The organism is Kitasatospora sp. P5_F3, assembly GCF_054049135.1.
This window is the reverse complement of the sequence record NZ_JBFUMY010000063.1, coordinates 34,184-55,295: the sequence shown is the minus strand read 5'-3', so window position 1 is coordinate 55,295 and position 21,112 is coordinate 34,184. Positions and strand designations below refer to the sequence as shown.

21 protein-coding genes and 1 pseudogene are annotated in these 21,112 nt (G+C 71.6%); 11 read left to right on the top strand and 11 right to left on the bottom strand.

The features are described 5' to 3' along the window. Window positions 1-264: 264 nt before the first annotated feature. The 4 genes from ACXJMZ_RS29050 to ACXJMZ_RS29035 all read left to right on the top strand — a co-directional run bounded on the left by ACXJMZ_RS29050 (window position 265) and on the right by ACXJMZ_RS29035 (window position 4,212). The gene (locus tag ACXJMZ_RS29050; RefSeq protein ID WP_457033010.1) at window positions 265-1,935 is read left to right on the top strand and encodes a glycoside hydrolase family 13 protein; all 1,671 of its coding nucleotides are present in this window, start codon (window positions 265-267) and stop codon (window positions 1,933-1,935) included. A 64-nt stretch (window positions 1,936-1,999) separates the two neighbouring features. Then, window positions 2,000-2,245 (top strand): hypothetical protein, encoded by a 246-nt coding sequence (locus ACXJMZ_RS29045; protein ID WP_457033009.1) that lies wholly within the window; start codon window positions 2,000-2,002, stop codon window positions 2,243-2,245. Window positions 2,246-2,254: 9 nt separating this feature from the next. Beyond that, entirely contained in the window at window positions 2,255-3,499 is a 1,245-nt protein-coding gene (locus tag ACXJMZ_RS29040) for an amidase (protein ID WP_457033008.1), read from the top strand. A gap of 95 nt (window positions 3,500-3,594) precedes the next feature. Beyond that, window positions 3,595-4,212: a TetR/AcrR family transcriptional regulator gene (locus ACXJMZ_RS29035; protein WP_457033007.1), complete on the top strand. Its 618-nt coding sequence runs from the start codon at window positions 3,595-3,597 to the stop codon at window positions 4,210-4,212. Window positions 4,213-4,221: 9 nt separating this feature from the next. On the opposite strand, the gene ACXJMZ_RS29030 is transcribed toward ACXJMZ_RS29035, so the two are convergent. Next, window positions 4,222-5,286: a DNA polymerase III subunit beta family protein gene (locus ACXJMZ_RS29030; protein WP_457033006.1), complete on the bottom strand. Its 1,065-nt coding sequence runs from the start codon at window positions 5,284-5,286 to the stop codon at window positions 4,222-4,224. A gap of 178 nt (window positions 5,287-5,464) precedes the next feature. Between ACXJMZ_RS29030 and ACXJMZ_RS29025 the strand changes: the two genes are divergently transcribed. After that, the gene (locus ACXJMZ_RS29025; protein ID WP_457033005.1) at window positions 5,465-6,307 is read left to right on the top strand and encodes an alpha/beta hydrolase; all 843 of its coding nucleotides are present in this window, start codon (window positions 5,465-5,467) and stop codon (window positions 6,305-6,307) included. 48 nt (window positions 6,308-6,355) lie between these two features. On the opposite strand, the gene ACXJMZ_RS29020 is transcribed toward ACXJMZ_RS29025, so the two are convergent. Next, on the bottom strand, window positions 6,356-6,574 hold the full coding sequence (locus ACXJMZ_RS29020) for a DUF5302 domain-containing protein (protein WP_457033004.1): 219 nt from the start codon (window positions 6,572-6,574) through the stop codon (window positions 6,356-6,358). 324 nt (window positions 6,575-6,898) lie between these two features. Between ACXJMZ_RS29020 and ACXJMZ_RS29015 the strand changes: the two genes are divergently transcribed. After that, complete coding sequence (locus tag ACXJMZ_RS29015) at window positions 6,899-7,720, top strand: integrase (protein ID WP_457033003.1); 822 nt, start codon at window positions 6,899-6,901, stop codon at window positions 7,718-7,720. Between the two features lie 94 nt (window positions 7,721-7,814). Here ACXJMZ_RS29015 and ACXJMZ_RS29010 read toward each other — a convergent pair whose 3' ends face one another. Both ACXJMZ_RS29010 and ACXJMZ_RS29005 read right to left on the bottom strand, forming a co-directional pair. Next, entirely contained in the window at window positions 7,815-8,765 is a 951-nt protein-coding gene (locus tag ACXJMZ_RS29010; protein ID WP_057234386.1) for a pirin family protein, read from the bottom strand. 123 nt (window positions 8,766-8,888) lie between these two features. Next, window positions 8,889-9,410 carry an SseB family protein gene (locus ACXJMZ_RS29005; protein WP_057234384.1) on the bottom strand — a complete coding sequence of 174 codons (522 nt, stop codon included), beginning with the start codon at window positions 9,408-9,410 and terminating at the stop codon, window positions 8,889-8,891. 158 nt (window positions 9,411-9,568) lie between these two features. On the opposite strand from ACXJMZ_RS29005, the pseudogene ACXJMZ_RS29000 reads away from it, so the two are divergent. After that, window positions 9,569-11,263: pseudogene (locus ACXJMZ_RS29000) on the top strand (acyl-CoA dehydrogenase); the annotation flags it as partial. Between the two features lie 100 nt (window positions 11,264-11,363). Here the strand turns inward: ACXJMZ_RS29000 and ACXJMZ_RS28995 are convergent. From ACXJMZ_RS28995 to ACXJMZ_RS28975, 5 genes are all read right to left on the bottom strand, one after another. Continuing rightward, entirely contained in the window at window positions 11,364-12,614 is a 1,251-nt protein-coding gene (locus ACXJMZ_RS28995; protein WP_457033002.1) for an ABC transporter permease, read from the bottom strand. Beyond that, the gene (locus tag ACXJMZ_RS28990; RefSeq protein ID WP_457033001.1) at window positions 12,614-13,306 is read right to left on the bottom strand and encodes an ABC transporter ATP-binding protein; all 693 of its coding nucleotides are present in this window, start codon (window positions 13,304-13,306) and stop codon (window positions 12,614-12,616) included. Before ACXJMZ_RS28990 ends, ACXJMZ_RS28995 begins: the two co-directional genes overlap by 1 nt. Then, the gene (locus ACXJMZ_RS28985) at window positions 13,303-14,793 is read right to left on the bottom strand and encodes a peptidoglycan-binding protein (protein ID WP_457033000.1); all 1,491 of its coding nucleotides are present in this window, start codon (window positions 14,791-14,793) and stop codon (window positions 13,303-13,305) included. Before ACXJMZ_RS28985 ends, ACXJMZ_RS28990 begins: the two co-directional genes overlap by 4 nt. A gap of 139 nt (window positions 14,794-14,932) precedes the next feature. After that, window positions 14,933-15,847 carry a hypothetical protein gene (locus ACXJMZ_RS28980; RefSeq protein ID WP_457032999.1) on the bottom strand — a complete coding sequence of 305 codons (915 nt, stop codon included), beginning with the start codon at window positions 15,845-15,847 and terminating at the stop codon, window positions 14,933-14,935. Beyond that, window positions 15,793-16,146, bottom strand: a complete 354-nt coding sequence (locus ACXJMZ_RS28975; RefSeq protein WP_457032998.1) for a beta/gamma crystallin domain-containing protein — start codon at window positions 16,144-16,146, stop codon at window positions 15,793-15,795. Before ACXJMZ_RS28975 ends, ACXJMZ_RS28980 begins: the two co-directional genes overlap by 55 nt. A 352-nt stretch (window positions 16,147-16,498) precedes the next feature. Between ACXJMZ_RS28975 and ACXJMZ_RS28970 the strand changes: the two genes are divergently transcribed. Continuing rightward, window positions 16,499-17,044, top strand: coding sequence for a helix-turn-helix domain-containing protein (locus tag ACXJMZ_RS28970; protein ID WP_457032997.1), 546 nt, complete (start codon window positions 16,499-16,501; stop codon window positions 17,042-17,044). A 148-nt stretch (window positions 17,045-17,192) separates the two neighbouring features. Then, a complete protein-coding gene (locus tag ACXJMZ_RS28965; protein WP_457032996.1) occupies window positions 17,193-18,488 on the top strand; it encodes a M18 family aminopeptidase in 1,296 nt (431 codons plus the stop codon). 69 nt (window positions 18,489-18,557) lie between these two features. Here the strand turns inward: ACXJMZ_RS28965 and ACXJMZ_RS28960 are convergent, their stop codons facing one another. Further along, the gene (locus ACXJMZ_RS28960; RefSeq protein WP_457032995.1) at window positions 18,558-18,980 is read right to left on the bottom strand and encodes a DUF350 domain-containing protein; all 423 of its coding nucleotides are present in this window, start codon (window positions 18,978-18,980) and stop codon (window positions 18,558-18,560) included. Window positions 18,981-19,082: 102 nt separating this feature from the next. Here ACXJMZ_RS28960 and ACXJMZ_RS28955 point away from each other — a divergent pair, with 102 nt between their 5' ends. Beyond that, complete coding sequence (locus ACXJMZ_RS28955) at window positions 19,083-19,388, top strand: hypothetical protein (protein ID WP_457032994.1); 306 nt, start codon at window positions 19,083-19,085, stop codon at window positions 19,386-19,388. 7 nt (window positions 19,389-19,395) lie between these two features. Beyond that, a complete protein-coding gene (locus ACXJMZ_RS28950; protein ID WP_457032993.1) occupies window positions 19,396-20,616 on the top strand; it encodes a glutathionylspermidine synthase family protein in 1,221 nt (406 codons plus the stop codon). A 15-nt stretch (window positions 20,617-20,631) separates the two neighbouring features. Here ACXJMZ_RS28950 and ACXJMZ_RS28945 read toward each other — a convergent pair whose 3' ends face one another. Continuing rightward, complete coding sequence (locus ACXJMZ_RS28945; RefSeq protein WP_457032992.1) at window positions 20,632-21,111, bottom strand: LURP-one-related/scramblase family protein; 480 nt, start codon at window positions 21,109-21,111, stop codon at window positions 20,632-20,634. Window position 21,112 lies beyond the last annotated feature (1 nt).

Genomic DNA, 21,112 nt, shown 5'->3' with positions numbered 1-21,112 from the left:
AAGCCCACGCCCACCTGTCCCGGACCAACAACCCCACCCCCCTCATCCAAACCGCCACAGCTATCCTCGACCTCGCCGGCGGCCCACTCCGCGAGGGCTACCGCCGAACCTGGCACGGCGTCATCGAATCCGTCACCACCAACCGCTGAAATATCTTTCAGAAAGTTTCTGCAAGGTATTCCAGTGCGGCGTGAACGCCACTACCGTCCTGAAGGCCACCCCAAGCCTCAGGAGTTCGTCGTGCCCCAGACCGCAGTTGACGCCCTGTCGGACGCCCCGATCCCCGCACCCCGCTCCCGGCCGGCCTCCGGGTGGTGGCGCGATGCGGTGATCTACCAGGTGTACCCGCGCAGCTTCGCCGACTCGAACGGGGACGGCATGGGTGACCTGCCGGGCGTCCGCAGCCGGCTGCCGTACCTGAAGGCGCTCGGCGTGGACGCGGTCTGGCTCTCGCCCTTCTACGCGTCGCCGCAGGCCGACGCCGGGTACGACGTGGCGGACTACCGCGCGGTGGACCCGATGTTCGGCACCCTGTCGGATGCGGACGGGATGATCCGGGACGCGCACGAGCAGGGCCTGCGGGTCATCGTCGATCTGGTCCCCAACCACTCCTCCGACCAGCACGACTGGTTCCAGCGCGCGCTGCGCGAGGGCCCGGCCTCGCCGCTGCGCGACCGCTACCACTTCCGCCCCGGCAAGGGCGCGAAGGGCGAACTGCCGCCCAACGACTGGGAGTCCATCTTCGGCGGCCCGGCCTGGACCAGGACCACGAATCCGGACGGCACCGAAGGCGACTGGTACCTGCACCTGTTCGCCCCCGAGCAGCCCGACTTCAACTGGGACCACGCCGCCGTCCAGGACGAGTTCCGCTCCATCATCCGGTTCTGGTTCGACCGGGGCATCGACGGCATCCGGATCGACGTCGCGCACGGCATGGTCAAGGCCCCCGGGCTGCCCGACCACGGACAGCGGGGCTGGCTGCGCCTGCTCGACGGGGAGCGGCTGCCGTTCTTCGACCAGGACGGCGTGCACGAGATCTACCGGGACTGGCGCCGGGTGGTGGACGAGTACGGCGGCGAGCGGATCTTCGTCGCCGAGGCGTGGACCCCGAGCGTCGCGAGCACCGCCAGGTACGTCCGTCCGGACGAGCTGCACCAGGCCTTCAACTTCCACTACCTGTCCACCGGCTGGGAGGCCGACGCGCTGCGCGAGGTGATCGACACCTCGCTGGACGCGATGCGCGCGGTCGGCGCCCCGCCCACCTGGGTGCTGTCCAACCACGACGTCACCCGGCACGTCACCCGCTTCGCCAACCCGCCCGGCCTGGGCACCCAGATCCGCACCCCCGGCGACCGCGAACTCGGCCTGCGCCGGGCCCGCGCCGCCACCCTGCTGATGCTCGCCCTGCCCGGCTCCGCCTACCTCTACCAGGGCGAGGAGCTCGGCCTGCCCGAGGTCACCGACCTGCCCGACGCCGTCCGGCAGGACCCGTCCTTCCTCCGCCAGGCCGGCCAGGACGGCTTCCGCGACGGCTGCCGTGTCCCGCTCCCCTGGTCGGGCACCGAGGCGCCGTACGGCTTCGGCCCGGCGGCCGGCGGCCCGAGCTGGCTGCCGCAGCCCGCCGAGTGGGCGGCGCTCAGTGTCGAGGCGCAGACCGGGGACCCGACCTCGACGCTGGAGCTCTACCGCAGCGCACTGGCCGTCCGCAGTCAGCACCCCGCACTCGGTGCCGGGGCCGAGGTCAGCTGGCTGGACGCACCGCAGGGGCTGATCGCCTTCCGCCGCGACAGCGACGCGGGCTCGTTCGTCTGCACGGCCAACGTCACCGGCTCGCCGATCGGGCTGCCGGCGCCCGGCCGGGTGCTGCTCGCCTCGTCCGGCGCCGGGGGCGCGGTGATCGAGGCCGACACCACCGTCTGGTGGGACGTCAGCTGACCCGGGTCTCCCGGACGGGCGATCAGAAATTGCCGGTGCTCCGTGCTCTTCGGAGCATGGGGGCATGGATCACGTGATGCGAGCCGAGTACGGTCCCGACGGCAAGTCGGGCGGGGTGAAGAGCTGGCACATCACGGTGGGGGAGACCATCACCGCGATGTGCGGGCACGAGCTGGAGGCGGGCGGGGAGACCCGGGAGCCGACCCGGTGGGCCGAGCAGCCGGACTTCAACTGCCACACCTGCGGGGCGCTGTTCCTGCGCGAGGCGCCCTACCTGCCGAGCGAACACCTCTACCGCGAGCAGCCGTAGCCCGCAGGCATGGAGCCGACGGAGCTGGTCGAGGAGCTGTGCGCCCGGATCGATCGGATCGACCCGCTGCTGCACGCCTTCACCCCGGAGCCGGGCCGCTACCTGCGGCTGGCCGCCGAGGCCCGGGAGCTGGAGCGGCGGTACGGCGGCGGGGAGCACCCGCCGCTGTACGGCGTGCCGGTCGGGATCAAGGACGTGATCCAGGTGGACGGGCTGCCCACGCACGCCGGGTCGGCCCTGCCGCCGGGCGTACTGGCCGGTCCCGAGGCCACCGTGGTGCGGCGGCTGCGGGCCGCCGGCGCGCTGATCGCGGGCAAGACGGTGACCGCCGAGTTCGCCCTCAACGCCCCCGGCCCGMCCCGGAATCCGCACAACCCGGCCCACACCCCCGGCGGTTCGAGCAGCGGCTCGGCCGCCGCCGTCGCGGCCGGGCTGGTGCCGCTGGCGATCGGCACCCAGACGGTCGGCTCGGTGATCCGCCCGGCGGCGTACTGCGGAGTGGTCGGCTTCCGCCCCACCTACGGCCGGATCCCGACGGACGGCCTGATCGCGAACGCGCCCAGCCTGGACACGCTCGGCATCTTCGCGCCGGACCTGGCGGGGGTCGAGCCGGCGGCAGCGGTGCTCTGCGACGGCTGGCAGCCGGTCGCGGGGCCCGGGCGGCCGCCGGTGCTCGGAGTGCCGGTCGACTACCTGGCGGCGGTCTCCCCGGCCGGCCGGGAGGCCTTCGAGCGGCTCGGCCTGACGGCCCGCCAGGTGACGCTGCCGTGGAGTCCGGCCGAGCCGGCCGAGGACCTGCGGGTGATCAGCCGGTACGAACTCGCCCAGGTGCACCGCGAGTTGTTCCCCCGCTTCGCCAACCTCTACCGCCCCGAGACCGCGTCGGCGATCCGGCACGGCCAGGAGATCACCCCCACCCTCTACGCCGCCGCCCTGCGCGCCCGCAGCCGCTACCGCCGCCGCCTCACCGAACTCACCACGGCGGAGGGCATCGACCTCTGGGTCACCCCGGCCGCCACCGGTCCGGCCCCGCTCGGCCTGGAGAGCACCGGCGACGCCGTGATGTCCCTCCCCTGGAGCCACGCCGGCTGGCCCGCCCTCACCCTCCCCGTCGGGACCGTGGACGGCCTGCCCGTCGGCCTCCAACTGATCGCCCCGGCGGACCGGGACGAACAGCTCCTGTCCTTTGGCAGGGTGCTCAGTGGCACTACCCAGGGGCTCGGGGAACTGCGACGCCGACCTCGTACAAGGTGATCCGTACGTAAGTGGTCAGGCACTTTCGCAGTTCCCCGAGCCCCTGGTCTCACACGGCTGGGCACCTGCCTATGCTGGGCAGCCGGAGGTGCGCAGTGACCGGAGCAGTGACGGACGGGCGGGTCCAGCGGGGCAACGAGACCCGGCGGGCGGTGCTCGGCCGAGCCGTCGAGGTTGCCTCGGTCGAGGGTCTCGGCAGTCTGTCGATCGGCCGGCTCGCCACCGACCTCGGGCTGAGCAAGAGCGGCGTGTTCGCCGCCTTCGGCTCGAAGGAGGAGCTGCAGCTCGCGACCGTCCGGGCCGCCCGCCGGATCTTCTACGACGCGGTGATCGTCCCCGCCGAGCACGCCGCCCCCGGGCTGCCCCGGCTCCGGCTGCTCTGCGAGAGCTGGCTCGCGTACACCCAGGACAGGATCTTTCCGGGCGGCTGCTTCTTCCAGTCCGTCTCGGCCGAGTTCAACACCAGGCCGGGGCCGATCCGGGATGCGCTGGCCGTAGCCGCCCGGGACTGGGAGGGCCTGCTGGTGGACCTGATCCGGACCGGCCGCGCCAACGGCGAGCTGGTCCCGGACGTGGACCCGGAGCAGCTGGCCTTCACCCTGGTCGGGCTGATGGAGACGTCCAACGCGCACGCCCTGCTGCTGGACGACCCCACCCGCTACGGCCGCGCCGCCACCGCGATCGCCCACACGCTCCGCTCCGTCAGCGTCTGAAGACCGGGCTCAGCTCAGCACGGTCGGCATCAGCAGCGAGAACGTCCCCTCCCGGTCCGGGTAGCGGATCGCCAACGGGGCCACGGCGCTCCCGAGTTCCAGCGTCAGCTGGTCCCGGCGACCCGCAGCGATCGCCTCCAGCAGGAACTCCCGGTTCACCCCGACCCGGAGTGCCTCGTCCGCCGCAGCACCGTCGTCGCCCGCCACCCCGAGCGTGCCGTCGGCGCCCACGGTGAGGACCGAGACCTGGTGCTGCACGCCGTCCTGACTCCGCGTCATGCTCCGGCTGGTCCCGGCGGCCAGTTCGGCCTGCAGTTCGGCGGCGTCGACCGCGAGCCGGCGGGTCGGCTCCAGGCGCAGCATCGGGCGGTAGTCGGGGAAGTCCTGGTCGACCCGCCGACCGGTCACCTCCCGGTCGGTCCCGCTCACGGTGAGGGTCAGCCGGTCGCCGTCGACCGTCAGACGGGCGTCGTCGGCGCCGTCCAGCAGAGCGCGGACCTCGTCCACGAAGGCCGTCGCCGCGATCGCGCTGACCGGAGGCCCGTCCAGGGTGGCCGCCGGGGCGAGCGAGACGGCCATCCGGTAGCGGTCGGTGGCGACCAGGCGGAGGCCGTCCGCCGCGAGTTCCAGCAGGACGCCGCAGAGCGCGGGCTGCTCGGGGTCGCTGCCCACGGCGAACCGTACGGCGTCCAGGGCGGCGGCCAACTCGTGGGCGGGGGTGGTCAGTCGGGTGGTGTTCATCGGGTTCTCCCTCTGGTCGAGCAGTGCGCGGACCGTGGAGAGTTCGCGACGCGCGTCGGCCAGGCCGTCCTCGAGGCGGCGCAGGTGCGTGTCCAGGGTCTGCCGGGCCACGGCGGGGTCGGCCGACAGCACCCGGGAGATGTCCGGCAGCGGCATGCCGACCCGGCGCAGCCGGGCGATCAGCCGGGCGTCCCTGACCTGCTCCTCGGCGTACCAGCGGTACCCGCTCTGCGGGTCCACCCAGGCCGGGCCGAACACGCCCGCGCCGTCGTAGAACCGCAGCGCGCTCACGCTGAGCCCGCTGTGCCGGGCCATCTCTCCGATGCTGCGCATCACGTTCTCCACGCCGAGGACTCTGGGGGCTCGACCAGGTCGAGGGTCAACCCGGCCACCGTAGTCGGGGCCGGCATCAGGGGCCGGCGTCCGCAGAGAAACTGCACGAACGGTCGTGCTAATATCTCCTCCTGTATCGGCTGCGCACCCAGGCCGCAGCCCCGCCGGGGGAGTGTCCATGGATCTGTCCGCCACCCTGCTCCGTACCGCGCTCGACACCACCGCGCTGGTCTCGCCCCGGGCAGCCGGCCGGGGCGCCTTCGCACTGTTCCACCGCCCGGTCCGCCGCAGCCGGGTCAGGCCGGACGAGCGGGAGCAGCACGACCGGGCCGTGACGGAGCAACTGACCGTCGGCGGCCGGTCGGTGACGAGCTACCGGTGGGGGAGCGGTGAGCGTCCCGTCCTGCTGGTGCACGGTTGGCGGTCCAGGGCCTCCCGGTTCGCGCCGATGATCCCCCGACTGCAGGCGCTCGGCCTGAGCCCGGTCGCCTTCGACGCCCCTGGGCACGGGGACTCCGGCGGCCGGACCACCACGATCCTCGACTACCGCGAGGTGATCGGCCGGCTGCACGACCGGTACGGCCCGTTCGAGGCGGTGGTGGCCCACTCGCTCGGGGCGGTGGGGGTCTTCCTGGCGCTGCGCGAGGGGGTCAAGGCGGGCCGGGTGGTGACGGTCGCGGGGGCGGCGGAGTACGGCTTCCTGGTCAAGGCGTTCCGGGCCCGGCTCGGGCTCGGCCGCTGGGCCGAGGGCGAGCTGGAACGCCGGGTCGCCGAGGTGCTGGCCGTGGGCCGGGACCGGGCCGACTTCGACCCGGTGCACCGTCCGGAGGATTTCGACTTCCCGATGCTGGCGGTGCACGACCGGGACGACCGGGTGGTGCTGCCCGGCCAGGCCGACCTGTTCCGGGCCGCGTACGGCGAGCGGCTGCAGCTGCTCACCACCCGGGGGCTGGGGCACAGCCGGATCCTCGCCGAGCCCACCGTGCTGGACCACGTGCTGGGCTTCCTTGCGGCGGAATGAGTGAGGGGCGGCTCCCCSGMCCGGGGGCCGCCCCTCACCGATGAACCGTCAGCCGCCGCTCTTGCGACGGAAGTTGCGCTTGCCGCCCGCAGCCGAGTGCGTGCCGTGGACCTTCGACTCGCTGCCCGGGCCGCCACCGGCGCCGTCCGTCCGGACGCCCTGCTTGCGCTCCAGGGCGGCCAGGAACTTCGCCTTCACGTCGTCGGGCGCGGCGGGAGTCTGCTCCGTGCTCTGCGGTTCGACGGATTCGGGTGTGCCGCTGCTCATGGGTTGACCTCCAGAAGACCAGTGTTGCCAGCCTCACCATGTCATGCCGGGACCGATCGGTCCCACCATTCCCCCTCAGTGCGGCTGGTCCCGGTAGTGCGGTCCGCCGATCAGGAACAGCAGCGCGGCGGTCGGGAAGCCGAGGGACGCGATCACCAGGACGAAGAACTCCAGCACCATCACAGCGAGCTCCGGGGAGAGAGGGCGGAAGCAGATAAATCTGACGGTATGTCCAGTTTCACCCGACTGCCACTCCCCTCACCCCGCCGAGGGATCATCGCCCGAACCCTGTCCGCCCGTCCGCTCCGCCGCCACACTGGCGGGATGCAGGTAGAGCTGGCGAGCGAACCGCAGAAGCCGGGGCAGCAGAGCGAGGACTTCGCCGCGACCTCCCCGGAGGCCCTGGTGCTGCTGGACGGTTCGAGTGCACCGGACGGCCTCGAGTCGGGCTGCCGGCACGGCACCCCCTGGTACGTCCGGCGGCTCGGCGTGCACCTGCTCGCCCGGCTGACCGACCGGCCCGACCGTTCGATCGCCGAGTGCCTGGCCGACTCCATCGTCGAGACCGCCGCCCTGCACGGCGGCCGCTGCGACCTGGCCCACCCCAACACCCCCGCCGCGATGGTGGTCGCCGCCCGGCTGCACGGCAGCTCGCTGGAGTACCTGGTGCTCGGTGACTCGATGCTGGTCCTGCAACTCAAGGACGGGCCGCTCCGGGTGATCGGCGACAACCAGCGCTTCCCGGCCGGCGAACTGCTCCGCCGTCAGATCTGGTCCACCGTCCCGGGCTCCGCCGAACGCCGCGACCTGCACATGCGGTACGCCCTGGCGGTCCGGGCCGCCCGCAACTCCGGCAACGGGCCGTGGATCGCCGCCGCCTCGCCCCGGGCCGCCGCCCACGCCGAGACCGGCTTCGTCCGCCTCGCGGGCCTGCACGCGGTGGCCGCCCTCAGCGACGGAGCCGCCCGCTACACCGAACGCTTCGGCCTCGGCAGCTGGTCCGACGCCCTCCACCTGCTCGCCGAACGCGGCCCCGCCGAACTCATCGCCCAGGTCCGCTCCACCGAACGCACCGACACCCACTGCGAACGCTGGCCCCGCGGCAAGGCCCACGACGACGCCTCGGCCCTGTACGCACGGATCTGATCCTTCCGGGCGTCAGCCACCAGGGGCTCGGGGAACTGCGACGCCGACCTCGTGAAAGGTGATCCGTGCGTAAAGGGCCAGGCACTTTCGCAGTTCAGTCCGTCGGCTGACCAAAAGCGCCGGACTGGAAGTCCCGCATGGCCTGCTCCAGCTCCCGGTGACTGTTCATCACGAACGGTCCGTAGTGGGCCACCGGCTCACGGATCGGCTGCCCGCCCAGGATGATCACGTCCAGGTTGGGGTGCCGGGAGTCCTGCTTGGCGTCGGCCGAGATGGTGAGGGTGTCGCCCTCGCCGAAGACCGCGGCCTGGCCGCTCCGGAGCGGCCGCCGCTCCGCGCCGACCGTCCCGTCGCCGTTGAGGACGTACGCCAGCGCGTTGAAGTCCTTGCGCCAGGGGATGGTGATCTCGGCGCCCGGCGTCACGGTGGCGTGCAGCAGGGTGATCGGGGTGTGGGTGACACCGGGGCCCTCGCTGCCGTCCAGCTCGCCGGCGATCAGCCGGAGGATCGAGCCGCCGTCGGGCGAGGTGAGCAGCTTGACGTGCCCGCCGTGGATGTCCTGGTACCTGGGCTGCGTCATCTTGTCGGCGGCCGGGAGGTTGACCCAGAGCTGGATGCCGTGGAACAGGCCACCCGTCAGGACCAGCGACTCGGGCGGGGTCTCGATGTGCAGGATGCCGGAGCCGGCCGTCATCCACTGGGTGTCGCCGCCGCCGAGGTGTCCGCCGCCGCCGTGCGAGTCCTTGTGGATGAACTCGCCGTCGATCAGGTAGGTCACCGTCTCGAACCCGCGGTGCGGGTGCCAGGGGGTGCCCTTGGGCTCACCTGCGGCGTAGTCCACCTCGCCCATCTGATCCATCATGATGAACGGGTCGAGGTACTTGGTGTTGATCTTCGCGAAGGCCCGGCGGACCGGGAAGCCCTCACCCTCGAAGCCCTCGGGAGCGGTGACCACCGCGAGGACCGGTCGCGACACGTTGGTCGCGGGGTCCGGGGTGGCTACGCGCGGAAGGGTCAACGGGTTCTCGACGGTCACGGCGGGCATGTCGGCCTCCTTCTGGGGTCTCTGGCCTACATCCGCAAAGGTAGTTCAACTCTCAACAAGAAGCAAGTTGAAAGTTGAACCACATGATGACGGCCCGGTCGGGACTGGTGGAGCGGGCGAATCTCAGCCGTACATCCGGCGCATGGTGAAGTCGACCATCTGCTCCACGGCCTTGGCGTCGAACACCATCCGGTGCTCGCCCTCCATGTCCAGCGCGAAGCCGTAGCCGGTCGGCAGCAGGTCGAGCACCTCGGCGCCGGTGACGCTGAAGTGCTTGGAGTCCTTGCCCGCGTACCGGCGCAGCTCCTTGAGCGAGCTGAACATCGGGATCACCGGCGTGGGCGTGTTGTGCAGGGCCAGGAAGCCCGGGCGGTCGCCGCGCGGGCAGTGCACCTTCGAGGTGATGAAGATCGCCTGGAAGTCCTCGACCGGCATCGACCCGGTGGTGAACGCGCGTACCGCGTCCGCGAGGGATGGCGGCGAAGGTTCGGGGTAGAGAGACTGCTGGGGGGCGGCCTGTGGCGGCTGCTCGCCGTACTGGCCGGGGCCCGGCATGCCGTTCATCCCCTGCTGCTGGGCGTGCTGCTGCTGCGCCTGCTGCTGGTAGGGATCGCCCTGATACCCGGTCTGCTCGTAGCCGTACACAGGGTCAAGGCTATCGGGGGACGTGACCGTGTTCATAGCCCTTTCGCGTCGAGGGGCTTGAACAAGTTACTTACGGGTAGCATCATGGTGCCTACTGGTGGGTAAGTGGGGCGCTCGAAGGCGGCGGACCCCGGAAGCGACGAACCGGAGAAACGGTCATGGGTCACTACAAGTCCAACCTGCGTGACGTGGAGTTCAACCTCTTCGAGGTGTTCGGCCGTGACCAGGTGTACGGCACCGGTCCGTTCGCGGACATGGACGTCGAGACCGCGAAGAACATCCTCGGCGAGATCGCACGCCTCGCCGAGAACGACCTCGCCGCGTCCTTCGTCGACGCCGACCGCAACCCGCCGGTCTTCGACCCGGAGACCAACACGGCGCCGGTCCCGGCGACCTTCAAGAAGAGCTACCAGGCCTACATGGACGCCGAGTGGTGGCGCCTGGGCATCCCGGAGGCGATCGGCGGCCAGGCCACCCCGTCCTCGCTGATCTGGGCCTACGCGGAGCAGATCCTCGGCTCCAACCCGGCGATCTGGATGTACTCCTCCGGTCCGGCGTTCGCCGGCGTCGTCTACGACGAGGGCACCGAGGAGCAGCAGAAGGTCGCCCAGCTCATGGTCGACCGCCAGTGGGGCGCCACCATGGTGCTGACCGAGCCGGACGCCGGTTCGGACGTCGGCGCCGGCCGCACCAAGGCGATCAAGCAGGAGGACGGCTCCTGGCACATCGAGGGTGTGAAGCGCTTCATCACCTCGGGCGAGCACGACATGTCCGAGAACATCATCCACCTGGTGCTGGCCCGCCCCGAGGGCGGCAAGCCGGGCACCAAGGGCCTCGGTCTGTACATCGTGCCGAAGTTCGACTTCGACTGGGAGACCGGCGAGCTCGGCGAGCGCAACGGTGCCTACGCGACCAACGTCGAGCACAAGATGGGCCTCAAGGCGTCCAACACCTGTGAGATGACCTTCGGCGCCAAGCACCCGGCCAAGGGCTGGCTGGTCGGCGAGAGCGTCGACGGCATCCGTCAGATGTTCAAGATCATCGAGTTCGCCCGGATGATGGTCGGCACGAAGGCCATCGCCACCCTCTCCACCGGCTACCTGAACGCGCTGGAGTACGCCAAGGAGCGCGTGCAGGGCGCCGACATCTCCAACTTCCTGGACAAGGCCGCCCCGCGCGTCACCATCACCCACCACCCGGACGTCCGCCGCTCGCTGATGACCCAGAAGGCGTACGCCGAGGGCATGCGCGCCCTGGTGCTCTACACCGCCTCGGTCCAGGACGACCTGGTGGCCGCCCGCCTGCGCGGTGAGCACGACGACGCCGCCGAGCGCCTGAACGACCTGCTGCTGCCGATCGTCAAGGGCTACGGCTCGGAGAAGTCCTACGAGCAGCTCGCCCAGTCCCTGCAGACCTTCGGTGGCTCCGGCTTCCTGCAGGAGTACCCGATCGAGCAGTACATCCGGGACGCCAAGATCGACACCCTGTACGAGGGCACCACCGCGATCCAGGGCCTGGACTTCTTCTTCCGGAAGATCGTCAAGGACGGTGGCCAGGCGCTCACCGTGGTCTCCGAGCAGATCAAGAAGTTCCTCGCGGCCGGCGAGGGCGGCGACGCCCTGGCCACCGAGCGCGAGCTGCTCGGCAAGGCGGCCGGTGACCTGGAGGCGATCGTCGGCAAGCTGCTGGCGGACCTCTCCTCGGTCGAGCAGGACGTCAAGAACATGTACAAGGTGGGCCTCAACACCACCCGCCTGCTGATGGTCTCCGGCGACGTCGTGGTCGGCTGGCTGCTGCTCCGCCAGGCCGCCGTCGCGCTGGCCAAGCTGGAGGCGGGCGCCACCGGCAAGGACGTCGCGTCCCCCCCCCCCCCCCCCCCCCCCCCCCCCCCCCCCCCCCCCCCCCCCCCCCCCCCCCCCCCCCCCCCCCCCCCCCCCCCCCCGCGGTGTGTGCTCAGCCGCTGCGGAGCGCCTTCAGCGGGTCGGTACGGGCTGCCCGCAGGGACGGGTAGAGCCCGGCGAGCAGCCCGACCAGGCTGCCGATCAGTGGGGCGGGCAGGGTGGTGGCCGGCTGCATCACCGCCGTCCAGTCCCGCGCGGCGGCCACCGCCAGCACGGTCAGCACGCCCACGCTGGTGCCGACCAGGCCGCCCAGGGTGCCGAGCACGGTCGACTCGGTGAGGAACTGGGCCGCGATGTGCCTGGTCCGGGCGCCCAGCGCGCGACGCAGGCCGATCTCCTCGGTCCGCTCCAGCACGGCCACCAGGGTGGTGTTGGCGATGCCCACCGCGCCGACCAGCAGACAGATGGCGGCCAGTGCCAGGAAGAGCCCGGTCAGGTCGGAGGTCACCTTGTCCCGCAGGCTGTGCGGGTCGGGCGGCGGGGTGACGGTGAAGGCGGACGGAGCGTCCGGACGGAGCGCCACCGCGACCTGCTCGGCCACCACGGAGGCCGCACCCACCCGGGTGGCGATCAGCCCCTGCGCGCTGCGGTCGGGCTCGGCGCCGGGGTTGCCGAACCGCTCCAGCGCCGTACTGGCCGGGACGATCAGGCCCAGCAGGGTGGCCGGCAGGCGCTGGACGTCCGAGTAGATCCCGATCACGGTGTACGGCAGCCCGTTGAGGAACACGGCCGGTTGGGCGTCCAGCCGGCTCACTCCCAGCCGTTTGGCGGCGGCCTGGCTGAGCATCACCACCGGCTGCGCGGTGTGCTGCGCGAACGCGTCCATGGTCACGCCGCTCAGCAGGGTCGGCGCCATCGCCGCGACGGCGCCCGGGGTGGCGGCGTAGACGCTGAGACCCGTCCCGGCGTTCTCCGCCCCGGTGGGCCGGTTGGAGATCGACGGGCTGCCCGGGACCGTCCACCACACGCCGGCCGCGCTGACCCCGTCGATCCGGCCGAGCCGGGCGTCGGCGTCGCCGGGGAAGCTCATCGGCGGGTTGAGGCCCGGCGGGCCGCCCTCGGTCCGGGGGCGGTCGGCGATGTTCACCGTGGTGGCCCTGGTCAGGTCGAACTGCTCGCTGATCTGCCCGGAGGCGGTCGCGGTCAGACCGAGCACCGCGACGAAGGCACCGATGCCCAGCACCGTGCCCAGCATGGTCAGCGCGGAACGGCCCGGCCGTTGCAGGATGCCCGACAGCGCTTCGGCACACAGGTCCCGGACACTCAGGCGCGAGCTCGGTTCCGGCAGGACGCTACGGGCCATCAGACCGCCACCTCCGTGGACTCGGACAGCACGCCGTCCCGGATCGCCACCTGCCGCCCGGCCCGGGCGGCGACCGCCGGGTCGTGGGTGATCACCACCAAGGTGTAGCCCTGGCCGTGCAGGTCGTCGAACCGGTCGAGTACGGCCGCCGCGTTGGCGGAGTCCAGATTGCCCGTCGGCTCGTCGCAGAGCAGCAGGCTCGGCCGGTTGACCAGGGCCCGCGCGATCGCCACCCGCTGTCGCTCCCCGCCGGACATCGTGGTCGGCATCGCGTCCAGCCGGTGCGCCAGCCCGACCAGGCGCAGCGCCTCCCTGGCCGCCTCGGCCCGCCGGGCCCGGGGCACGTGGTGGTAGACCTGCGCCAGCGCGACGTTCTCCTCGGCGGTGCGGTGCGGCAGCAGGTGGAACGACTGGAAGACGAAGCCGATCCGCCGCCCGCGCAGCGTGGAGCGGTCGCGGTCGCCGAGTACGCCGGTGTCGATGCCGTCCAGCTCGTACCGGCCCTGGCTGGGAGTGTCGAGCAGGCCGAGCAGGTGCAGCAGGGTGGACTTCCCGGAGCCGGACGGGCCGGTGACGGAGACGTACTCGCCCTGACGGACGGTCAGGTCGGCGGGGTGCAGCGCGATGACCGGCGGCTGCCCGCCGAAGCTGCGTCCCACGCCGGTGAGTCGGATGACGGCGGCCTCGCTCACGTGCCGACCACCACCTGGTCACCGACCTTCAGCGGGGCGTCACCGGCGGGGGCAACGCCGACCAGGCCGTCCGCCGTGACACCGGTGGTCACCGGGACGGTGGTCCGGAGGCCGCCGCCGCCCACGGTGGTGACCGAGGTCCGCCCCGCCGCGTCGGTGAAGACGGCGGCGACCGGGACGGCGGTGACGGGAAGGCTGGAGCTGTCCTTGAGGATGGTGACCCGGACGTTCTTGCCGTTCAGGGCGCCGGGCAGCGGGGTGGCGGGCGTGATCGTGACGGGGATGTACGCCGCTCCTGCCGCGCCGCCGTTCGGCGCGGCCTGGGCTGCACCGCCCGCGGGGTTCTGGCCTGGGGCGGCCGCCCCGCCGAGCGAGATCACCTTCCCGGCCGGCGGGACGGTGGTCGAGGCGCCCAGCTCGGCGACCTTCCCGGTGAGCTTGCCGCCGCTCTCCTCGTCGAGGATCTCGACCGTCATCCCCGCCTTGACCGCCGCCGCCTGACTCGAGCTCAGCTGCCCGGTGATGGTCAGCCCGCCGCTGGTGAGGGAGAGGAGGGTGCCCGACACCGGCGAGCCGACCGAGGCGTTCACCGCGGTGACCGAGGCCGGCAGAGCGGGGAGGAAGACGATGTGGGCGGCCGGCACCATCGGGCCGTTCACCGCGACGGCTCGGGCCAGGGCGGCCTTGTCGGCGGACAACTGGCGTCTGGCCGCCGAGAGTTGTTGGTCGGGACTGAGGCCACTGGGAGGCTGCCCCGGCACGGAGCCGGGCGGCTGCCCGGCCTTCTGCTGCGCGATGAGCGCGTCCACGGCCTGCTGACTGCTGTCCGCCGCCTTCTGCGCCGCGTCCACCGCCTGCTGGGTGGCGGGGCCGGTGACCGGTGCCGAGTAGCCGAGCCGGCGGTAGAACTCGGTCACCGCCTGCTTGGTTCCGGGCCCGAAGGTTCCCTTGTCGTCCGACCTGATCGAGTACCCCGACTCGGCCAGTGCCTCCTGGAGTTCGGTGACATCCGGGCCACTCGACCCGGGCTTCAGGTCGCGGTACGCGGGCACCGGGCCCTTGAACACGTACACCGGCTGGCCCGACACCTCGGCCAACAGCTGCCCACTGGAGACCGCGTCGCCGGTCTTCACGTTCAGCTTGGACAGGTAGAGCTGGGTGACCTCGGCCGAAGCCGCGGTCGGGACCACGTTGTACTGCGTCGGCGGGTACACCGCAGCCCGGGCCGTCACCGAGGGGTTCAGTACCCGGCTGACCACGGAGGCCGTGATCAGACTCCGCGGCGGCGGGGCGGTCTGCGCGGCGCGCTCCGCCGGGGACTTCACCAGGGTGGTGGCCGCCAGGCCGCCGGTGGACACCACGGCGGACACGATCGCGACGGTGAGGACCACCCGCTGCCTGCGGGCGGCCCGGGACCGTCCGGCCGGGGAGCCGTCGGACGGGTCGGTGCCGTCCGGTACCGGCCGGGGGTTCTTCCTGCGAATCACGAACACCGTCGTCCCCCTGTGGAGCTCCGCTTCGACCGTTCGGGTCGTTCGCGCTGTGCGGCCGCTGCCCGAGGCGAGCCGGCCGCTCCGGGCGAATTGTGCTGTACCGATTGTCGGTTGGCGGTAAGGAGTTGTCGTGTCACCCGACCGGTGCGGCGGAGGCGGCGAGTTCTGCGGCCTTCCTGACCATGTCGTCGGTCCGCTGCTTGTAGGCCGCCAGCTCGGCCGAGTTGGCCTCGATGTACCGGGCGGCGTAGGCGGTCTGCACCGCGACGGCGATGCCGACCGTGTTGTTGCCGACCTTGCACGCCACGTCGGCGGCAGCCGTCGCGATCTCCTGCGGGCTCGGCTGGCTGGTCTGCCGCTGCCAGGCCGGGTCGCCGATCGCGGCCACCGGCTCCTTGTAGTCGAAGCCCTTGTCCTTCATGCATGTCGACCACTTGGCGAAGGCCTCGACCAGCCGGGGATCGGTGGTGGGGATCTTCGGGCCGCCGTCCGGGAGGTCGCCGGTACTGGGGTTCGGCGTCGCGCCGCCGAGGGCGTCCCGGCTCTTCTGCTGGCAGCCGCCGGCCGGGACCGGCTTTCCCGCCAACGTGTTGACGGGCTGTCCGGTGGCAGGGTCGGCGCCGGTGAGGGCGATCTGGTCCTGGTCGGAGCCGGTCGTGGTGGTGACACCGCCGTCCGCCCCGGACGGCGTCACCGAGCTGGTGGTGGCGTAACCCTTGCTCTCGGCTGCCGTCACATCGAAGAATCCGTACACCAGACTGCGGGTGCTCCGGGTGGCGGCCAGCTCGTCCAGTCCGAGCAGCACGGTGGGCCGGCCCGTCAGGCCGTACTCGCGCATGCACTGGGCGGTGACCAGGTCCTGGGCCCGGACGATCTGTTTCACCTGGGCCGGGGTGACCAGGTAGCTGTCGGTCGGCAGGGTGACCTGGCCGGGTTCGGTGACGGTCGGGACGGGACCCAGCGCGGGTGGCTCGGCCCCACCGGCCGGTCGGATCAGCGACCGGTGATGTTGATCCAGGACACGTTGATCCTGGGGTTGAAGTTCCACTGCTTCCAGCTCGGCGTGTAGGCCTGGTAGCCGGTGCCGTTCTGGGTGAAGTTGAAGTACCCGCTGTTGTTCCCGGAGTTCACCTGGTACACGTCGTAGATGCCCACGCCCGTCGAACCGTTGTCGGCGAAGCACACCTTCGGCGGGTAGTTCCAGAGCGTGAAGAAGTCCGAGCGAGCATCGCAGCTGGCGGAGTCCACGCGGTAGATGGCGGCGGCCGGACCCGCGGTGGCCACCGTGAGGGCGAGCGTGGCGCTACCGGCCAGCGCTATGGCGGCAAGACGCTTACGAAGTGCCATGATTGGGACAACTCCTTGGATCGTGCCACTGACGTGGCTGATGACTGTGCGGTGGTGCGACGGAGTTCATGCGCGGTGGCCCTGTCCTGGACGACGGGGCCACCGTTGCGCCGGTCCATGACTGGATCGCGCCGGGTCGATCCTGGTCGACAGCGGGTCGTGCGGACAGGAACTTCGGCCGGAAGTTCACCGCGGCCGGGCCAGCGGTTCCGTCTGCCCTGCTCGGCCCCGGATCGGTCTGTCCGCATTGGCACCCATATCGTGGTGTGACATGTGCCACATCACACTTGCGTGGTGGGCGCGTTACCTATGGTGATGGTGAAGCGGATTCATCTGTGCCCGGGGGGGATCGATGTACGAGCGAGGAGAACGGTTCGGTCGGCTGCTGCGCGGGCAGCGGGAGGCCGCCGCACTCAGTCAGGAGGAACTCGCGGACAGATCCGGGCTCAGCGCACGGGCGATCGGGAACCTCGAACGGGGTCGGAGCCGGCCCCGGGCCGAGTCGATCCGGCGGATCGTGGCTGCACTCGGGCTGGAAGGTGCGCCGGCCGCCGCCATGGCCACTGCGGCCGGCCCGCTGGAGAGTACGGCCGGACAGGGGGACCGGAGGCTCGGGCAGGAAGGGGTGCCCCGCGAAGTGGTGTCGGTGCCAGGGGGAAGGCCGACCGCTGCGGAGCCGGAGGGCCGACTGTCGGACGCCGAGGCGCTGTTGCTCCTGGAAGTGCTGGGCGGAGTGGACCCGAGCGACTGGGAACCCGAGGTCAGGACGGCCCTGTTGCGGGCCTGCGCGGGCTCGTCGGCGGCGCTGCATCTGGCCGGGGCGGTGCTGGCCACCGAACCGGAGCTGCCCATGAGGGAACTGGCCCGACGCCTGGACGACCTCTACGCGGTCTCCTGACGTTCGGCCAGAACGGGCACGGCACCGGTGGTTCACCGTTGTGTCACCGTTGTTGAGTTCACAACGTCATGTCCGTGTACGGGCATATGCTCGGGGTCGAAGACCGGTCCCCCATCCGGCTTCCGCCCTCCCTCAACTCAGGAGCAGCATGTCGACCGCCGCCCGCCCGGCCTCCTTCGACCGAACGCACACCGACGACCTGATCACCTTCCTCGGCACCTCGCCGTCACCGTTCCATGCGGTGGCCAGCGCCGCCGAGCGGCTGGAGAAGGTCGGCTTCCGTCGAGTGGCCGAGACCGAGGCCTGGGACGCGGCCGCCGGTGGCCGGTACGTCATCCGCGGCGGCGCGCTGATCGCCTGGTACGTCCCCGAGGGTGCAGGCCCGGAGACCCCGTTCCGAGTGGTCGGCACCCACACCGACTCGCCCAACCTGCGGGTCAAGCCGGTGCCGGACACCGGCTCGGCCGGCTGGCGGCAGATCGCGGTCGAGGTCTACGGCGGCGTCCCGCTGAACACCTGGCTGGACCGCGACCTGGGCCTGTCCGGCCGACTGGCGCTGCGCGACGGCAGTGTGACGCTGGTTCAGATCGACGAGCCGCTGCTGCGGGTGCCGCAGCTGGCGATCCACCTGGACCGCCAGGTGAACGAGGGCCTGAAGCTGGACAAGCAGCGCCACCTGACGCCGATCTGGGGAATCGGTGCGGTGAACGAGGGCTCGCTGATCGAGTACGTGGCCGAGCGGGCCGGCGTGGCCGCCGACGCCATCGCCGGCTGGGACTTGATGACGCACGACGTCCAACCCCCGTCCTACCTGGGCCGTGACCGCGAGCTGCTGGCCGGGCCCCGGCTGGACAACCTGCTCTCGGTGCACGCCGGTACCGCCGCGCTGGCCGCCGTCGCGGGCGGCGCGCTGCCGTACATCCCGGTGCTGGCCGCGTTCGACCACGAGGAGACCGGCAGCGAGTCCGACACGGGCGCCCAGGGCCCGCTGCTCGGCAACGTGCTGGACCGCAGCGTCTACGCCCGCGGCGGCACCCCCGAGGACCGCGCCCGCGCGCTGGCCGGGACGATCTGCCTCTCCTCCGACATGGGGCACGCGGTGCACCCCAACTACAGCGAGCGGCACGAGCCCGGGCACCACCCGATGCCGAACGGCGGCCCGATCCTCAAGGTCAACGTCAACAACCGCTACGCCACCGACGCGGTCGGCCGCGCGGTGTTCGCCGCCGCCTGCGAGAAGGCCGGCGTGCCGTGGCAGACCTTCGTCTCCAACAACTCGATGCCCTGCGGCACCACGATCGGCCCGATCACCGCGGCCCGGCTCGGCATCACCACGGTGGACTGCGGGATCGCGGCGCTCTCCATGCACTCGGCCCGCGAGCTGTGCGGCGCGGACGACCCGCACCTGCTGGCGGCGGCGCTCAAGGCGTTCCTGGAGGGCTGACGACGCCGAAGGGGGCACCCACCGGATGGTGGGTGCCCCCTTCGTGACGTTCGGTCAGGCGAGGCCCGGTCAGACGATCGAGGCGGCGATGATCGCGGCCACCGAGAGGTTGCAGCTGGCGGTGACCCAGACCGCCGGGTGCGGTTCCGGGTCGACCAGGATGGCGCCGAGCTTGCCCGGGGTGACGACGTCCAGCAGCCAGAACGCCGCCGCCATCAGCACCAGCCCGAGCAGCCCGAAGGTGGCCGTCGCGGCCAGGCCCTTACCGAAGTCGTCGTACGTGGACATGATCGCGGTGAAGACGATCCCGCCGATCCCGAGCAGCGCGGAGCTGAGCACCACGGCGGCATTGCGGTTGCGCTCCACCCAGATCTGGTGACCGAGCTTGCCGGGCGTCAGGACGTCGACCAGGCCGACGCCGAGCAGCAGCAGGACCACACCCACGGCGCCGAATGCGGCAGCCGCGCCAAGCCCGTTGACGATGTCGTGCACGGTGAGCCCCCTGGGAGGAACGAGTCGGTGTCCCGGCCCGGGACCGGCCAAAAGATATCCCATCGGATCGGTTTCCGGACCTCCCCAGTAGCATCGTCCGCCATGACCTCCACTCCGGTACCCGAGCGCAGACGCTCGGGCTTCGTCGCCCTGGGCATGGTCGGCACCCTGGCCCTCGCGCTGACCAGCTGCTCGTCCGGTGACAGCACCCCGCGCCGCTGTGTCGACCCGGGGACACTCAAGGTGCTGGACAACCACTCCTGTTCCGACGGCAAGACCGCGGCCGGCCGCTGGTACTACTGCGGCTCCGGCGCCGGCATCGCCGCCGGTGGCACCTTCGCCAAGGGCGACACCAAGCGCGGCGGCTTCGGCTGCCCCAGCGGCTCCTCCGGCTCCGGCGGGGGCTGAGGAACCGATGCGCCGTCACACCATCGCCCCCCGCCCCGACTGGCAGCCCACCGTGGAGAGCCAGGGGCTGATCTACGCGGTCTGCCAGGACCCGTGCAACCAGGGCGGCCCGCACGCCTACTGGGACGAGAGCGCGTACTACGAGTTCTCGCTGCCCGAGGTCGAGGCGCTGGAGGAGGTGGTCGAGGAACTGCACGAGCTCTGCCTGACGGCGGTCGAGCACGTGGTGCGGACGGAGCGGTACGCCGACTACGGGCTGACCGACCCCCGGCTGACCGCCGTGATCGCCGAGTCCTGGCGCCGACGCGACGAACAGCCCTCGCTGTACGGGCGGTTCGACCTGGCGTACGACGGGGTCGGTCCGGCCAAGCTGTTCGAGTACAACGCGGACACCCCGACCTCGCTGATCGAGGCGGCAGGTCCGCAGTGGTTCTGGATGGAGCAGCTTTTCCCCGGCGCCGACCAGTGGAACTCGCTGCACGAGCGGCTGGTCGCCTCCTGGCAGCGGCAGAAGCACCTGCTGCCGCCGGGCCCGGTGCACTTCGCGCACTCGCGCGGCGACTCCGAGGGCGAGGACTGGATGACCACCCTCTACCTCCAGGAGACCGCCGAACAGGCCGGGTTGGAGACCGTCGGCATCGCCGTGGAGGACATCGGCCTGGACGGGCTGAGCGGCCGCTTCGTCGACCTGGAGCAGCGCTTCATCCGCTCGGTCTTCAAGCTCTACCCGTGGGAGTGGCTGACCGAGGAGGAGTTCGCCCCGGCGCTGCTCGGCGGGATCGACCTGGGCGGCTCCACCGGCCACACGCTGTGGATCGAACCGGCCTGGAAGATGCTGCTCTCCAACAAGGCCCTGCTCGCCGTGCTCTGGGAGCTCAACCCCGGCCACCCCAACCTGCTGCCCGCCTACCTGGACGGCCCGCGCGAGCTGGTGCAGACCGGGTACGCGATGAAGCCGCTGCTCGGCCGCGAGGGCGCGGGCGTCCGGATCGTCGAGCCGGACGGCAGCCAGACCCGGCTGGCCGAGTGGGCGGGCGATCCGGACCGGTACGGCGCCGAGGGCTTCTGCTACCAGCAGCTCTGCCCGCTGCCGGACTTCGACGGCAACCGCCCGGTGCTCGGCACCTGGGTGGTGGACGGCGAGGCCGCCGGCCTCGGCATCCGCGAGACCGACGACAGCCCGATCACCCACCAGGGCGCGCGCTTCCTGCCGCACCTGATCCGCTGACCGCCCGAGGGGGCGTCAGTCCTCCACCAGATGATCGACGCAGACCGAGACGGCGAGCAGCAGCCCGGCGTCCGCCGCGTCGGCCACCTTCACCCCGTAGGTGTCCCTGAGCCGGAACCACTTGCGGGAGATCTCGGCGACGGTCTCCCCGTGCGCCTCGATCCGGTACTCCTTGTCGATCAGATTCCCGTGGATCTTCAGCTCACCCCCGTCGGCCAGCTCCACGTGGTACTTGTCCCGGAACGGAGTGAACAGCTTCTTCCGGACGGTGGCCACCACGTCCCCGCTGCTGTTCTCGATCTTCATCGCGTCCCGGACGGTCAGCGCCTTCTCCTTGATCACCGCGACCACCCGCCCCTGCGGGTCCTTCAGCTCGAAGGTGTCCCGCAGCCGCAGCACCTTGGCATCGACCAGGAACGCCCTGTCCCCGTCCGCGTCCTCGATCCAGTAGTCGTCCCCGATCGTGAACAGCCGCTCCCTGACCACGTACTTCATC